The sequence below is a fragment of the Paraburkholderia sacchari genome (assembly GCF_000785435.2).
In the GTDB taxonomy this organism is placed as follows: Bacteria; Pseudomonadota; Gammaproteobacteria; order Burkholderiales; family Burkholderiaceae; genus Paraburkholderia; species Paraburkholderia sacchari.
This window is the reverse complement of sequence record NZ_JTDB02000002.1, coordinates 1015791-1031085: the sequence shown is the minus strand read 5'-3', so window position 1 is coordinate 1031085 and position 15295 is coordinate 1015791. Positions and strand designations below refer to the sequence as shown.

At 64.9% G+C, this 15295-nt stretch carries 15 protein-coding genes; 6 read left to right on the top strand and 9 right to left on the bottom strand.

The genetic code is table 11. From position 1 onward, the window contains the following. Positions 1 to 125 precede the first annotated feature (125 nt). Entirely contained in the window at positions 126 to 1799 is a 1674-nt protein-coding gene (gene ilvD, locus NH14_RS11330; protein WP_035527449.1) for a dihydroxy-acid dehydratase, read from the top strand. A gap of 181 nt (positions 1800 to 1980) precedes the next feature. Beyond that, positions 1981 to 2340, top strand: a complete 360-nt coding sequence (locus NH14_RS11325; RefSeq protein ID WP_052148085.1) for a c-type cytochrome — start codon at positions 1981 to 1983, stop codon at positions 2338 to 2340. A gap of 26 nt (positions 2341 to 2366) precedes the next feature. Here the strand turns inward: NH14_RS11325 and NH14_RS33850 are convergent, their stop codons facing one another. From NH14_RS33850 to NH14_RS11310, 3 genes are all read right to left on the bottom strand, one after another. Further along, positions 2367 to 2789: a DUF2486 family protein gene (locus NH14_RS33850; RefSeq protein WP_244143441.1), complete on the bottom strand. Its 423-nt coding sequence runs from the start codon at positions 2787 to 2789 to the stop codon at positions 2367 to 2369. Between the two features lie 72 nt (positions 2790 to 2861). Next, complete coding sequence (locus NH14_RS11315; protein ID WP_035527452.1) at positions 2862 to 3278, bottom strand: DNA polymerase III subunit chi; 417 nt, start codon at positions 3276 to 3278, stop codon at positions 2862 to 2864. After that, complete coding sequence (locus NH14_RS11310) at positions 3275 to 4801, bottom strand: leucyl aminopeptidase (RefSeq protein ID WP_035527454.1); 1527 nt, start codon at positions 4799 to 4801, stop codon at positions 3275 to 3277. The genes NH14_RS11315 and NH14_RS11310 overlap by 4 nt, the downstream gene beginning before the upstream one ends. 127 nt (positions 4802 to 4928) lie before the next feature. On the opposite strand from NH14_RS11310, the gene lptF reads away from it, so the two are divergent. The 3 genes from lptF (at position 4929) to NH14_RS11295 (ending at position 7620) form a co-directional block, all read left to right on the top strand. Continuing rightward, positions 4929 to 6029 (top strand): LPS export ABC transporter permease LptF, encoded by a 1101-nt coding sequence (gene lptF, locus NH14_RS11305; protein ID WP_035527456.1) that lies wholly within the window; start codon positions 4929 to 4931, stop codon positions 6027 to 6029. A gap of 3 nt (positions 6030 to 6032) precedes the next feature. Then, entirely contained in the window at positions 6033 to 7181 is a 1149-nt protein-coding gene (gene lptG / locus NH14_RS11300; RefSeq protein ID WP_035527459.1) for an LPS export ABC transporter permease LptG, read from the top strand. Positions 7182 to 7242: 61 nt separating this feature from the next. Further along, on the top strand, positions 7243 to 7620 hold the full coding sequence (locus NH14_RS11295) for a sirohydrochlorin chelatase (RefSeq protein WP_035527461.1): 378 nt from the start codon (positions 7243 to 7245) through the stop codon (positions 7618 to 7620). A gap of 114 nt (positions 7621 to 7734) precedes the next feature. Here NH14_RS11295 and cobA read toward each other — a convergent pair whose 3' ends face one another. The 6 genes from cobA to NH14_RS11265 form a co-directional block, all read right to left on the bottom strand. Continuing rightward, positions 7735 to 8508 carry a uroporphyrinogen-III C-methyltransferase gene (cobA, locus tag NH14_RS11290; protein WP_035527464.1) on the bottom strand — a complete coding sequence of 258 codons (774 nt, stop codon included), beginning with the start codon at positions 8506 to 8508 and terminating at the stop codon, positions 7735 to 7737. A gap of 97 nt (positions 8509 to 8605) precedes the next feature. Next, on the bottom strand, positions 8606 to 9934 hold the full coding sequence (locus tag NH14_RS11285) for a sulfate adenylyltransferase subunit 1 (protein WP_035527466.1): 1329 nt from the start codon (positions 9932 to 9934) through the stop codon (positions 8606 to 8608). Between the two features lie 25 nt (positions 9935 to 9959). Next, positions 9960 to 10922 carry a sulfate adenylyltransferase subunit CysD gene (cysD, locus tag NH14_RS11280; RefSeq protein WP_035527655.1) on the bottom strand — a complete coding sequence of 321 codons (963 nt, stop codon included), beginning with the start codon at positions 10920 to 10922 and terminating at the stop codon, positions 9960 to 9962. A 109-nt stretch (positions 10923 to 11031) separates the two neighbouring features. Continuing rightward, the gene (locus tag NH14_RS11275; RefSeq protein WP_035527469.1) at positions 11032 to 11811 is read right to left on the bottom strand and encodes a phosphoadenylyl-sulfate reductase; all 780 of its coding nucleotides are present in this window, start codon (positions 11809 to 11811) and stop codon (positions 11032 to 11034) included. Further along, complete coding sequence (locus NH14_RS11270; protein ID WP_035527470.1) at positions 11808 to 12353, bottom strand: DUF934 domain-containing protein; 546 nt, start codon at positions 12351 to 12353, stop codon at positions 11808 to 11810. The genes NH14_RS11275 and NH14_RS11270 overlap by 4 nt, the downstream gene beginning before the upstream one ends. Positions 12354 to 12380: 27 nt before the next feature. Then, complete coding sequence (locus NH14_RS11265; protein ID WP_035527472.1) at positions 12381 to 14060, bottom strand: nitrite/sulfite reductase; 1680 nt, start codon at positions 14058 to 14060, stop codon at positions 12381 to 12383. A 225-nt stretch (positions 14061 to 14285) separates the two neighbouring features. Between NH14_RS11265 and NH14_RS11260 the strand changes: the two genes are divergently transcribed. After that, positions 14286 to 15227: a CysB family HTH-type transcriptional regulator gene (locus NH14_RS11260; protein WP_035527474.1), complete on the top strand. Its 942-nt coding sequence runs from the start codon at positions 14286 to 14288 to the stop codon at positions 15225 to 15227. The last annotated feature ends 68 nt before the right edge of the window (positions 15228 to 15295 follow it).

Sequence of the window (15295 nt, the reverse complement as noted above, 5' to 3'; positions counted from 1 at the left end):
CGCGGAGAATATATTGGACATTGTGTTCGTGAAACTCCATTCTTCTTCGCACAAGCCGGCGCATTTCCTTTGAGCCCCAAGCCCGGCAACCGACAAGATTCGAGACACTGTCACGGAGCGTCCCCATGGCCTACAACCGTCGTTCGAAGCACATTACGCAAGGCGTCGCCCGCTCGCCGAACCGGTCGATGTATTACGCGCTCGGCTATGAAAAGGCCGACTTCGACAAGCCGATGATCGGCATCGCCAACGGCCACTCGACCATCACGCCCTGCAACGCGGGCCTGCAGCGCCTCGCTGACGCGGCCGTCGCGGCCGTCAAGGGCGCGGACGCCAACCCGCAGATCTTCGGCACGCCCACGATCTCGGACGGCATGTCGATGGGCACCGAGGGCATGAAGTACTCGCTCGTCTCGCGCGAAGTGATTGCCGACTGCATCGAGACCTGCGTGCAGGGCCAATGGATGGACGGCGTGGTCGTGATCGGCGGCTGCGACAAAAACATGCCCGGCGGAATGATCGCGCTCGCGCGCATCAACGTGCCCGGCATCTACGTGTACGGCGGCACGATCCGCCCCGGCAACTGGAAGGGCAAGGATCTGACCATCGTGTCGGCATTCGAGGCCGTGGGCGAGTTCACCGCGGGTCGCATGACCGAAGAGGACTTCGAGGGTGTCGAGAAAAACGCGTGCCCGTCCACCGGTTCGTGCGGCGGCATGTACACGGCCAATACGATGAGCTCGTCGTTCGAGGCGCTCGGCATGTCGCTCCTGTATTCGTCGACGATGGCCAACCCCGATGAGGAAAAGGTTGATTCGGCCGCCGAGTCGGCGCGCGTGCTCGTCGAAGCGGTCAAGAAGGATCTCAAGCCGCGCGACATCATCACGAAGAAGTCGATCGAGAATGCCGTGGCGCTGATCATGGCCACGGGCGGCTCGACCAACGCGGTGCTGCACTATCTTGCCATTGCGCACGCGGCGGAAATCGACTGGACCATCGACGACTTCGAGCGCATGCGCAAGAAAGTGCCGGTGATCTGCGATCTGAAGCCCTCGGGCCAGTATGTGGCGACCGACCTGCACAAGGCCGGCGGCATTCCCCAGGTGCTCAAGATCCTGCTCGACGCGGGCCTGTTGCACGGCGAGTGCATGACCATCACCGGCAAGACCATCGCCGAGGAACTGAAGGACGTGCCGGCGAAGCCGCGCGCCGATCAAAAGGTCATCTTTCCGATCGACCAGGCGCTGTATAGGGAAGGCCACCTCGCGATCCTCAAGGGCAACCTCGCGCCCGAAGGCGCCGTCGCCAAGATCACCGGCCTGAAAAACCCTGTGATCACGGGCCCGGCGCGCGTATTCGACGACGAGCAAAGCGCAATGGAAGCGATCCTCGCCGACAAGATCCAGGCCGGCGATGTAGTCGTGCTGCGCTACCTCGGCCCGAAGGGCGGCCCGGGCATGCCGGAGATGCTCGCGCCCACTTCGGCGATCATCGGCAAGGGGCTCGGCGAATCGGTGGGCCTCATCACCGACGGACGCTTCTCCGGCGGCACGTGGGGCATGGTGGTGGGCCACGTCGCGCCCGAGGCGTTCGAAGGCGGCGCGATTGCGCTCGTGCAGGAGGGCGACTCGATCACCATCGACGCGCACAAGCTGCTGCTGCAACTGAATATCGACGACGCCGAACTCGCGCGCCGCCGCGCGGCATGGAAGCAGCCAGCGCCGCGCTACACGCGGGGCGTGCTCGCGAAATACGCGGCGCTGGCGCGCCCGGCGAACAAGGGCGCGGTCACGGGCTGAGAACTCGGGGTTGAAGACCTGCGGGCTGAGAACGATCAGTTCCGCGGTATGCGGAAAAATCAACGCAACGCGAAGGCCTCGCAGCGGCCCCGGAGAGGCCATAAGGAGGGCGCGCGGACCGTGCGCCCTTTGCTCTTATAATGCGACCACACAGCCGGCGACCAAGCTGGTGGAGACCAGTATGAAACTGAAGTCGCACGCGAAGAACGACACGGTGACGCCCGTTGCCGCGTTGGCGCTGGCGTTGGCGCTGGCCACGACGAGCGCTCACGCACAGAACGGTCCCGGCCCGAGCGGGCTTGCACTCGCGCAACAGCAGAACTGCATGAGCTGCCATTCGGTAACCCGCACCTTCATGGGCCCGTCGCTGCACAACGTCGCGGCGAAGTACGCGGACAAGCCCGAAGCCCAGAGCTATCTCGTACACAAGATCCTGGAAGGCAGCAACGGCGTGTGGGGCTCGGTGCCCATGCCGGCGAACACCCAATTGACTTCCGCCCAGGCGGCCTCGCTCGCGAACTGGATCCTGACGCTCAAATAACCGGCACCGGCCCGCTCAAAACCGCTTCAAGCCTCCGGCGGCGTCGATTGCGCCGCGCGCGCGGCCAGTTCCTCGCGCACTGCAGCCTTCACCCAGCCCTTCAATTCAGCTTCGAGCGCGAGACCGATTTCGCGCGACACCTGCCCGACGATCCAGTGCGCGTGCTCCTGCATCGCCGCGGCGCAGCGCGCCTCGATCACGCCGCGCCCATCGCCTGTGAGCCAGCTCATGGCCCGTCCGCTGAGCCGTTCGACGAGCGCCTCGGCGTCGGGCGGAAGGGGGCTATCGGGAACTTCGGCGGACACGCCAGGACTCGGCGCAGGTGTGGACGGCTGTGCCGACACGGTCTCGAACGGCGACCCATGACGACCGCGCAGCAGGTTGCCCTGCACGAGCGGTTCATTCAGCAACGGGATCTCGGGTTCATCAGCGCGATGAAAATCGGACACGATCGCCTCCTTCGGATTTCGATCAAACAATAAAGGAGAGACAAGCAACCGGCGTGCCGGGTTCAATGGGGGTCAAGCGCCCTGCTTGTAGTTGTTCAGCGCGTAGCCGCGGTCGCGGTAGAAGCGGTAGCGCTCGCGGCCCGAGGCAAGCTCCTCGGGCGCGTCGCCGATCACTTCGAGCAGGCGCTCGAAGCGCGCGAACTGCGGCGGCACCGCCGCGCCGAGGTTGAGAAGCACGCCATGATGCGGCGCCTGCTCGAGATCCGTGGCCAGCACAATGGGCGTTTGCGCGGCGTGCGCGCTGCCGGCCATGCAGTGCGGCACGAAGTCGAGTGGCGAAAAAGTCCAGAGCATCTCGTCGAACGCGCGCAGGCGCGCGGGCTCGGCCAGCACGACAGCTTGCTGGCCGGCCTGGTACGCCTTGCGCACGAGCCGGCACGCGTACATCAGCGAATTGCCGACGTTCGTGTGAAAGTCGATGCGCGTCATTGCCCTGCGCGACCGTCCGCGGCCCGATCGATCAAGAACTGCGCGAGCAGCGGCACGGGACGGCCCGTCGCGCCCTTCGCCGCGCCGCTCTTCCATGCGGTGCCCGCGATGTCGAGATGCGCCCACGGATAGTTTTGCGTGAAGCGCGAGAGGAAGCACGCCGCAGTCACGCTGCCTGCCGGACGCCCGCCGATATTGGCGAGATCGGCGAAATTCGACTTGAGCTGGTCCTGATACTCTTCGTCGAGCGGCAGGCGCCACGCCGGATCGCTGGCCTCGCGCGAGGCGTCGAGCAGCTCGCCCGCGAGCGCGTCGTCGGTCGAGAACAGGCCGCTGTTGTGATGGCCGAGCGCAATAATGCAGGCGCCCGTGAGCGTGGCGATGTCGATCACGGCGGCCGGCTTGAAGCGCTCGGCGTAGGTGAGCGCGTCGCACAGGATCAGGCGGCCTTCGGCGTCGGTGTTGAGCACCTCGACCGTGAGGCCCGCCATCGTCGTGACGATGTCGCCGGGCTTCGTGGCGTTGCCCGCGGGCATGTTCTCGCAGGTGGGAATGATGCCGATCACGTTGAGCTTCAGGCCCATTTCGGCAACCGCGCGAATTGTGCCGAGCACCGAGCCCGCGCCGCACATGTCGTACTTCATCTCGTCCATGCCCTCGCCGGGCTTGAGCGAGATGCCGCCCGTATCGAACGTGATGCCCTTGCCCACCAGCACGACCGGCGCGGCCTTCGCGCTCGCGCCCTGGTAGTGCAGCACGATGAATTGCGGCGGCTCGACCGAGCCTTTCGTAACAGAAAGAAACGAGCCCATCTTGAGCGCTTCGATCTGGCGCTGGCCGAGCACTTCGACCTTGAGCTTCCAGTCGCGCGCGAGCTTCTTGGCCGTGGCCGCGAGGTACGTGGGCGTGCAGACGTTGCCCGGCAGATTGCCGAGGTCGCGCGTGAGGTCCATGCCGTTGGCGAGCGCCACGGCCTGCTTGCTGGCGAGCTTCGCGGCCTTTTCCTCGGCCGCGTCGACGCTGAAGACCACGCGCTTGAGCGCGCGCTGCGCGACGTCGGGCTTGCTCTTCATCTGCGTGAAGCGGTAGGTCTCGTTTCGCAGCGCCAGGATTGCCGCGCGCACGCCCCAGTCGCTCGTGCGATCCTTGATGGGCTGCTGTGCAAGCGTGAACGTGACCTGAGCGATCTTCGTGCCGAGAATCGCGCGCCACGCGGCCTTGACGGCCTCGCCATAGGCCTTCTGGCCGAATGCATCCTGCTTGCCGAGGCCGACGAGCAGCACGCGTGAAGCGCCGATGCCGGCCACTTCCGGCAGAAACAGCGTCGAGCCGGCCTTGCCGTCGATGTCGCCGGACTTGACGAGGCGGACAATCGCGCCGCCGATGGCGCTGTCGATCACGAATGCCGGGCCCGAAAGGGTCTGCGCCTCGAAGACGCCCACCACGACGCAATCCGACTTGCCAGTCAGGAAGGGACCTTCCCCGCCTTTGCTCCAGTCACAGGCTTTTATGCTAAAGTCCATCGCGCTTGTCCTCGGATAAAATCAGGGCTTAGGATGAAAGCCGCAATTATCCGCTATTTTTCCCGCGGCGGCTCCCGGACCGTTGCGCGCGCCGCCCGGCGCGGGCCGCCCGCCCTCTTCATCAACAATGATCTTCGAACGTTCCCTGCAGCGAGAACTCGCGTATACGGCCGGCGCCGTGTTCATGGTTCTGCTCACGATCATGCTGACGACGATGATGATTCGTATCGTCGGCTTCGCGGCTTCCGGCCAGATCGACCCGCGCGACGTGCTGGTCCTGATCGGCCTGACCGTGATCGGCTATCTCGCGGTAATGCTGATCGTCACGCTCTTCGTGTCGATCCTGTTTGTGCTCACGCGCTGGTACAAGGATTCCGAAATGGTCGTGTGGCTCGCCTCCGGGGTGAGCCTCACGCGCCTCATCAAGCCGATCGCCGTTTTTTCGACGCCGATCATCCTGATGATCGTGTTCTTCGCCTTCATCGGCTGGCCGTGGTCGAACGCGCAAAGCAAGCTGATTCGCGCGCGCTTTCAGCAGCGCGATGAAGTATCGCTGCTCGCGCCCGGCCAGTTCCGCGAATCGCCCACCTCGCACCGCGTGTTCTTCATCGAGAGCATGAACCCCGACAAGGGCCGCGTGGACAACGTATTCGTCACGAGCACGGAAAACGGCAAGGTCAACGTGATCGTCTCAAAGACCGGCCACACCGAAACCGCGAAGAACGGCGACCGCTTCGTCGTGCTCGAGAACGGCCGCCGTTACGACGGCGAACCCGGCCACCCCGACTTCCGCATCACCGAGTTCCAGCGCTACGGCGTCAAGGTCCAGAGCCAGCCCGTGGTCGCCACGCCCACGGCGAGCAGCACCTCCACGCCGGACCTGCTGCGCAATCCGGGCGGCGACAATCTCGGCGAATTCGCATGGCGCGCGGGCCTGCCGCTCATCGCGATCAACCTGATGCTGCTGGCGATCCCGCTCGCGTATCAGAACCCGCGCCGCGGGCGCACCATCAATCTCGTGATGGCCGTGCTGATCTACCTCACCTACTCGAACCTGCTCAACGTCGTGCAATCGCAGATCGAGCAGGGCAAGATGCCGTTCGGCGTCGGCCTCGTGGTGCTGCACGTCGTGGTGTTCGCGCTTGTCGTCTTCATGTTCTGGCTGCGCGTGCGCAACCGGCCGCTCTTCACGCGCGCGATGTTCCAGCGCACGTCCCAGGGGAGCTGACCGATGCGCATCTACGAGAAGTATTTCGCACGCCAGGTCTACGTGTCCTTCGTGTTCATCCTGTTTGCGTTTTCGGGTCTGTTCTTCTTCTTCGACCTGATCAACGAACTGAACTCGGTCGGCCACGGCAACTACAAGTTCATGTACGCGGTGCTGCGCGTCTCGCTGCAGGCGCCGTCGCGGCTCTACGAAATCATTCCGGTTGCGGCGCTCATCAGCGCGATCTACGTGTTCGCGCAGATGGCCGCCAATTCCGAATACACGATCTTTCGCGTCTCCGGTCTCGCAACGGGTCAAGCGCTGCGCTCGCTGCTGAAGATCGGCATTCCGCTCGTGCTGCTCACCTACCTCATGGGCGAAGTGATCGGGCCGTACACTGACCAGCTCTCCGAGCGCGTGCGCCTCGAAGCGCTCGGCTCCGCCGTGTCGTCCGACTTCAAGTCGGGGGTGTGGGTGAAGGACACGCTCACCGCGCGCGCCGACGGCGAACAAGCCACGCGCTTCGTCAACGTGGGCGAACTGCAGCCCGACGCAACCATCACCAATGTGCGCATCTACGAATTCGATTCGCAGTTCAGGCTCTCGAACGTGCGCGTCGCGAAGAGCGGCAGGTATCAGCCGCCGGGGCACTGGCTGCTCAAGGATGTGACGGACACCGAACTCATCAGCGTAACGCCGCCGCCAAGCCAGCCCACCGATGCGCTCAACCCGGTCTATCGCGCGCAGCAAACCTCCGTGCCCGAGTACTCGCTGCGCTCGGAGCTCACGCCGCAGATTCTCTCGGTGCTGCTGGTCTCGCCCGATCGCATGTCGATGTTCAACCTGTTCCGCTATATCCAGCATCTTGCGGAAAACCATCAGGACACGCAGCGCTACGAGATCGCATTCTGGCGCAAGCTGATCTACCCGTTCGCGGTGTTCGTGATGCTGGTGCTCTCGCTGCCGTTCGCGTACCTGCATACGCGCGCGGGCGTGGTGGGCGTCAAGGTATTCGGCGGGATCATGCTCGGCATGAGCTTCCAGCTCGTGAACACGCTGTTCTCGCACATCGGTACACTGAACACGTGGCCCGCGCCGCTCACCGCGGCGACGCCGGGTCTCATCTATCTGGCGCTCGGGCTGATCGGCCTGAAATGGGTCGACCGGCACTGACGTCGATCTGACGCGCCGGTATCTACGGCGGCCAGACCACGCTCCTCGGGAAAATACGGCGATGGGCACGCACGGCATGATTCTCTTTGGCCACGGCGCGCGCGATGCGCGCTGGAAAGAGCCGTTCACGCGGCTCGCGGGCAAGCTCGCCGCCACGCGCGGCGCGGCGCGGCCCGTGAGTCTCGCCTTCCTCGAACTCATGGAGCCGAGCTTGCCCGAGGCCATCGCCGAGCAAGCGGCGCTGGGCTGCGACGCCATCACGGTGGTGCCGGTGTTCTTCGGCCAGGGTGGCCATATCCGGCGCGACTTGCCCGCGCTCATCGCGCAATGCCAGGCTGCACACCCGAATGTGCGGCTCTCGTGCGCGAGCGCCGTGGGCGAAGACGACGGCGTACTCGACGCGATCGTGCAGTACTGTCTTGCGCAGGAGCGCGACTAAGCGCACGGGCGCACTAGCCCGCCAGCCCGCTGAGGCACGCACCAAAGCAAACGGGCCGCTACATATCGAGCGGCCCGTTGCCTGTTCTACTACCCCTGTTGTTTCTTCGCTGCCTCAGGCCGCCCTGCGGCCCGGCGCTTCGTCCTGTGCCTCATCTTCGGCTTGCATCTGCTGCACCGACCGCTCGGCAAAAGCCTCGCCGATCATGAGCAGGCTCGGCTGCACCGGATCGAGCCAGTCTTGCGCCTCGCCCGCTTCAAGGCCCGCCAGCGTCAGCGTGAGCGTGCGTTCGCGCGCCGTGCTGCAGGCCTCGACGATCGCCACCGGCGTCGCGCCCGCGCGGCCCGCTTCGATCAGCTGGCGCGCGATTTCCGGCGCGCTGTCGCGGCCCATGTAGAACACCAGCGAATCGGCGTTGACCTGCTCGCGGATCTCCTCGCTGCCCGCCGCGCGCGAGTACGTCGCGAGCGCGACGCTGCGCGACACGCCGCGAAGCGTGAGCGAGCGTTGCAGCGTGGCGGCGCTTGCCAGCGCGGCCGTGATGCCCGGCACGATCTCGTACTCGATGCCCGCCGCTTCGAGCGCGCGCATCTCTTCGTCGGCGCGACCGAACAGCATCGGATCGCCGCCCTTCAGGCGCACCACTACGTCATGCTCGCGCGCCGCGTCCACGATCTGCTTGTTGATGAAATGCTGCGCCGTCGAGCGCTGTCCGCAACGCTTGCCCACCGCGATGAACTTCGCGTCCTGCGGGGCGTAATCCAGCATTGCCGGCTCGACGAGCGCATCGTGCAGCACGACCTGCGCTTTCGCGAGCAGGCGCGCGCCGCGCACCGTGATGAGATCCGCCGCGCCCGGTCCGGCGCCAATCAGATAAACCTTGCCCATTTGCCTCGTTGACTCCTGTGTCGGCGCGCCGCCTTTGGACGCCTTAACGCCTTCAAACCCTGGCGGCGGCGCGCTGCCACGTTCGCGCCGTGCCGCGTCAGGCGGCAACCGCGCGAATCATGCCTGCGGCCACCGTGTGATGCGTCGCCTCGTCGATGAGAACGAACGCGCCGGTGCCGGGGTGCACATCATACAGGTCCGCGACGACCGGCTTTTGCAGCGTGAGCGCCACGCGGCCAATGTCGTTCATCGCGAGGTTGTGGCGGTCGGTGGCGTGCGAGAGCGTATGCACGTCGAGCACTTCCTTGACCGCGCCGATCTTCGCGAACACCGTGCTCGTGGTCTGCTTGAGCAGGTACTTGCGCTGCAGCGAGAGCGGCTCTTCGTCGAACCAGCAGAGGTCCGCTTCGAGCTTCTTCGCCGGCTGCGTGTCGTCCGAGGCCGGCACGAAGGTGTCGCCGCGCGAAACGTCCACGTCTTCGGCAAGGCGGATCGTGACGGTCTGGCCCGCGAACGCGCGGTCGACTTGCGCGGTGCCGCCCGGCACCGGCGCGATGATCTCGGCCACCGTGGCCGCGCGGCCGGCCGGCAGCACGGTGATGGCGTCGCCGAGCTTCACTTCGCCCGCTTCGACGCGGCCCATGTAGCCGCGGAAGTCGTCGGCGCTCGAACCGTCCTGGCGCGCGACCCACTGAACCGGGAAGCGCAGCGCGTCGCCGGTGGCCTGCTCGACCGGCAGCGCCTCGAGCACGTCGAGCAGCGGCTCGCCCGCATACCACGGCATGCGCTCGCTCGCGGCCACGATGTTATCGCCCTTGAGCGCCGAAACCGGCACGAAGCGCACGTTCGCGAGACCGAGTTGGCGCGCGAGGGCCACATAGGCGTCGCGGATCAGGTCGAAGGTGGCTTCGCTGTAGTCGACCAAATCCATCTTGTTGATCGCGACGATCACGTGCTGGAGGCCCAGCAGCTTGACGATCGCGCTGTGGCGCTTGGTTTGCGGCAGCAGTTGCGTCACGCCGTTCTCGACCGTCACGCGCGTGGCGTCGATCAGGATGATCGCGGCGTGGGCAGTGGAAGCACCCGTGACCATGTTGCGCGTGTACTGCTCGTGGCCCGGCGTGTCGGCGATGATGAACTTGCGGCGGGCCGTGGCGAAGTAGCGGTACGCCACGTCGATCGTGATGCCCTGCTCGCGCTCGGCTTCGAGGCCGTCGGTGAGCAGCGACAGGTCGATCTCGTCGCCCACGGTGCGCTTGTTCTTCGCGCGCGAGAGCGCCGAAAGCTGGTCGCTCAAAACCGCCTTGCTGTCGTACAGCAGGCGGCCGATCAGCGTGCTCTTGCCGTCGTCCACGCTGCCGGCCGTGATGAAGCGCAGCACGCCGAGGTCTTCAGGTTGATGCGCGGGTTGCTCAATGCGAACCATATTCGTTTCTTCCTCTGCGTGCTCTTTAGAAATAACCTTGCTTCTTGCGCTGTTCCATCGCGGCTTCCGACGCCTGGTCGTCCATGCGCGTAGCTCCACGTTCCGTGATTTCGGTCACGGCCGTCTCGGCGATGATCTTCTCGACGTTGTCGGCATCGCTTTCCACCGGGCACGTGCAGCTGATGTCGCCCACCGTGCGGAAACGCACCTGCGCCATTTCGCTGACTTCGCCATCCTTCATCGGCGTGAGCGGCGTGACCGGCACGAGCAGGCCGTTGCGGCGCACGATCTCGCGCTGGTGCGCGTAGTAGATCGACGGCAGTTCGAGCTTCTCGCGCTCGATGTATTGCCACACGTCCAGTTCCGTCCAGTTCGAGATCGGAAACACGCGCAGGTGCTCCCCGTTGTGCAGGCGCGCGTTGTAGAGGCTCCACAGTTCCGGACGCTGAGCCTTCGGGTCCCACTGGCCGAATTCGTCGCGGAACGAGAAGATGCGCTCCTTCGCGCGGGCCTTCTCTTCGTCGCGGCGCGCGCCGCCAATCATCGCCGTGTAGCCGTATTGCTCGATGGTTTCGAGCAGCGTGACGGCCTGGGCGGCATTGCGCGAATCGGTTTCGCGGCGCAGGCGCACGGTGCCCTTCTTGATCGAATCTTCGACGTGGCCCACCACGAGTTCGGCGCCGATTTCGGCAGCGCGGCGATCGCGGAAGTCGATCACCTCTTCGTAGTTGTGGCCCGTGTCGATGTGCACGAGCGGGAACGGCAGCGAGGTCTTGCGATTCGCGCCGAGGCCGAAGGCCTTCAATGCGAGCGCCAGCACCACCACCGAGTCCTTGCCGCCCGAGAACAGCAGCGCAGGCTTGCTGCACTCGGCAACGAGTTCGCGCAGGATGTGGATCGACTCGGCTTCGAGCCAGTCGAGATGGTCCATGCGGTTGGCGGTGACGTTCAGCGGCGCGTTCACAGTGGGTTCGAGCGTCGTGCTCATAGTGAGATCCTTCGGAGATTCGCGCCGCGCGGCACTCGCCATACGACGCTGCATGCTTGCTCTACGACGGCGCGCACTGGGAAATCCCCTCGCGCGCCAACTTTTAATCCTACTTGGTGCCCCCGGCGGCCGGCGCTTGCACGACCGGAATCGCGGAAACCGACGTGATGTGCAGCCCGCATTCCTTCGTGTCGCGCGACTCCCACCACCAGCGGCCCGCCCGGCTGTCTTCGCCCGGACGCACGGCCCGCGTACAGGGCTCGCAGCCGATGCTCGGGTAGCCGCGCGCGTGCAGCGGGTTCACGGGCACGTCGAAGGCGCGCAGATACGCCCACACTTCGGCCTCGGTCCAGTCCGCGAGCGGATTGAACTTGGCGATGCCGCGCGCGCCGTCCTGCTCTTCCTCGTGCAGTTCCGCACGCGTGACCGACTGCTCGCGACGCTGGCCCGTGACCCAGGCCGAAACATCGGAAAGCGCGCGGTTCAGCGGCTCGACCTTACGGATCTCGCAGCAGCGCTTGCGCAGATCGATGCTCTCGTAAAACGCATTCAGGCCGTGCTGCGCGACGTATTCATCGACAGCATCCTGTTGCGGATGAAACTGCTCGATCTCGTAGCCGTAGCGCTCGCGCACGCGGTCGATCATGGCGAGCGTTTCCGCATGCAGGCGGCCCGTGTTCAGCGAGAAGACGCCGATTTTCACGCCGCGCGAGAGGATCGCGTGGGTGAGCAGCATGTCTTCGGCTGCGAGGCTGCTCGCGAGCTTCACGTTCGCGTGGCGCGCGGCGATCGAATCGAGCAGCGCGTCGAGGCGCTCGATCTTCGCCTGCAATTCCGCCGTGATTTCGTTGGCCGAAGCGTCAACTGCGGTGTCCGAAGCGGCGCTCATGCTGCGGCGCCCTGTTGTGCTTGCTGGGCGAGGCGGCGGCGAAACAGCGGCGACGGCTCGTCGAACGCGCCCTGGTACTGCACGGTGAACTCCGTGAACGCGTTCAGTGCGTCCTTGATGTCCTTGTCGGCGCGCACGGCGTACGAATCGAAACCGCAGCGCTCGTAGAAACGCAACTGGTCGCGCAGCACGTCGCCGATCGCTCGCAGCTCACCCTTGTAGCCAAAACGCTCGCGCAACAGACGCCCGATCGAATAGCCGCGGCCGTCGCGGAACACCGGGAAGTCCACGCCGATCAGCGCGATCTTCTCGAAGTCGCCGGCGATGTCGGCCGGTTCGCTGTCCGGCGCGAGCCACACGCCGAGTTCGTCCTTGGCGCGCGAAGCGACCAGCGCGTCGCGTTGCGCCTGCCACAGCGCGAGCGGCACCAGCACCTTGCCGGCCGGCAGCGCGGACACTTCAGGCAGCGCGCCGTCTTCGGCGGCACGCACGACTTGCCAGTTGTCTTCAACGATCTCGCGATTTTTGATGATCAATGTCATTGCTCTTGCTCTCGTGTCTCGTTGCGTTCAGGCGTGGGCCGGCTGGCGCGATGCGTACACGCGCTCCTTGAAGGGCGCCATGCCGATGCGGTCGTACGTGTCGATGAAGCGCTCGCCGTCGATGCGGTGCTCGACGAACGTGTCGATCACCTTTTGCACCACGTCGGGCATCTCTTCAGCCGAGAACGACGGGCCGATCACGCGGCCAAGGCGCGCGCCGTTGGCGCCATTGCCCTGTTCGCCGCCGAGCGACACCTGGTACCACTCCGAGCCGTCCTTATCGACGCCCAGCACGCCGATGTTGCCGACGTGATGGTGACCGCACGAGTTCATGCAGCCCGAGATGTTGAACGACAGGTCGCCGAGGTCGTGGACGAAATCGAGGTTGTCGAAACGCTCCTGGATCGCAAGCGCGATGGGGATCGACTTCGCATTCGCGAGCGAGCAGAAGTCGCCGCCCGGGCACGCGATGATGTCCGTCAACAAGCCGATGTTCGCCGTGGCAAAGCCTTGCGCCTTCGCCTTTTCCCAGAGCGCGTAGAGGTCGCGCTTCTTGACGTCGGCGAGAATCAGGTTCTGCTCGTGCGAGACGCGGATCTGGCCGAACGAGTACTCGTCTGCCCAGTCGGCCACGGCTTCCATTTGCGCATCGGTGGCGTCGCCCGGCGCGATGTTGCGCGGCTTGAGCGAGATCGTGACCGACGCGTAGCCCGGCACGCGGTGCGGGCGCACGTTGCGCTCGACCCAGCGCGCGAATGCGCGGCTTTCCAGCAGATGCTTCTCGTACGACGCATCGGTGTCGGCGAGCTTTTCGTAGGTCGGCGGCACGAAGTGCTGCGAGACGCGATCGAGCTCTTCCTGCGTGAGCGTCGAGGGGCCGTCCTTCAAGTGCTGCCACTCCTCTTCCACCTGCTCGGCGAACTTCGCCGGCGAGAGCGCCTTCACGAGAATCTTGATGCGCGCCTTGTAGAGGTTGTCGCGGCGGCCGTAGCGGTTGTACACGCGCAGCACGGCTTCGCAGTAGGTCAGCAAATGCTGCCACGGCAGATCACGCTTGATGATTGCGCCGATGATCGGCGTGCGGCCGAGACCGCCGCCCGCGAGAATGCTGGCGACCACTTCGCCCTTCTCATTGCGTTCGAGGTAGACGCCCAGGTCGTGGATCTGCACCGCGGCGCGGTCTTCCTTCGAGCCGGAGACCGCAATCTTGAACTTGCGCGGCAGCCACGCGAACTCGGGGTGGAACGTCGACCACTGGCGCATGATCTCGGCCCACGGGCGCGGATCGACGACTTCGTCGGGCGCGACGCCCGCGAACTGGTCAGCGGTGATGTTGCGGATGCAGTTGCCCGAGGTCTGGATGCCGTGCATCTGCACCGAGGCGAGCTTGCGCAGGATTTCCGGCGTTTCCTCGAGCTTGATCCAGTTGTACTGGATGTTCGAACGCGTCGAGAAGTGGCCGTAGCCGCGGTCGTGCTCGCGCGCGATGGTGGCGAGCATGCGCAACTGGTCGCTGCGCAGGTTGCCGTAAGGAATCGCGATGCGGTGCATGTACGCGTGGCGCTGGTAGTACAGGCCGTTCTGCAGGCGCAGCGGGCGGAATTCTTCCTCGCTCAATTCGCCCGAGAGGCGCCGGCGAACCTGGTCACTGTATTGCGCGACGCGTTCGTCAACGATGGTCTGGTCGTACTGATCGTATTGGTACATTCGGGGACCCCAGGGTTGTTCATTCGCAGCGTTCCGGTTACGCCGCGCGCTCCGATTCGATTCGACCGTCTTGATCCGGCTTCCGGACGGCGCGTTCGAACTGCACCATTCCTTTGCTAATGACCAAAACAGATATCCATATTGAAAAACTTGGAGGAATGGTAATAAACTCGCCTTATATTTCAAACGATCTAAAAATCAGCTTGATATGCCAGTGGGTTATATATGAACCTCCACCAGTTCCGCTTCGTGCGCGAGGCCGTGCGCCAGAATTTCAATCTCACGGAGGCGGCCAAGGCCCTGTATACAAGCCAGCCGGGCGTCTCGAAGGCCATCATCGAGTTGGAGGATGAACTCGGGGTCGAAATCTTTACGCGCCACGGCAAGCGCGTGCGCTCGCTCACGGAGCCGGGGCGCATCATCCTGGCCTCGGTGGAGCGCATCCTGCAGGAGGTGGAGAGCCTCAAGCGCGTAGGCAAGGACTACGCCGCGCAGGACCAGGGCAACTTGACCATCGCCGCCACGCACACCCAGGCGCGTTACTCGCTGCCGGCCGCCATCGCCGAATTCAAGCGGCGCTTCCCGAAGGTGCACCTTTCGATTCTGCAAGGCAGCCCCACGCAGGTAGCGGAGATGGTGCTGCACGACCAGGCCGACCTCTGCATCGCGACCGAGGCCATTTCCGGCTACAAGGAACTGGTGTCGCTGCCCTGCTTCACCTGGCACCACGTGGCGATGATGCTGCCGGACCATCCGCTGCTCGAACGCAAACCGCTCTCGCTCGACGATCTGGCCCAATTTCCGCTCATCACTTACGACAACGCATTCGCGGGCCGCACCAAGATCAACGACGCGTTCCGCCTGCGCGGCCTCTCGCCCGACATCGTGCTCGAAGCCATCGACGCGGACGTGATCAAGACCTATGTGGAACTGGGCCTGGGCGTAGGCATCATGGCCGACATCGCGTTCAACGCCGAACGCGACCGCCATCTGCGCGCAGTGCCGGTAGGCCATCTGTTCGGCAGCAACGTGACACGCGTGGCGCTCAAACAGGGCGCGTATCTGCGCAGCTACGTCTATACGCTGGTGGAGCTGCTCTCGCCGAGCCTGAACCGCAAGCTGATCGAGCAGGCGCTCAAGGGCGAGCACGAGACCTACGAGCTTTGATTTGCCCACCGTCACGGTGCGGGCGCCGGAAGAAACCACGACGCAACAACACTACAACAACACTTCTC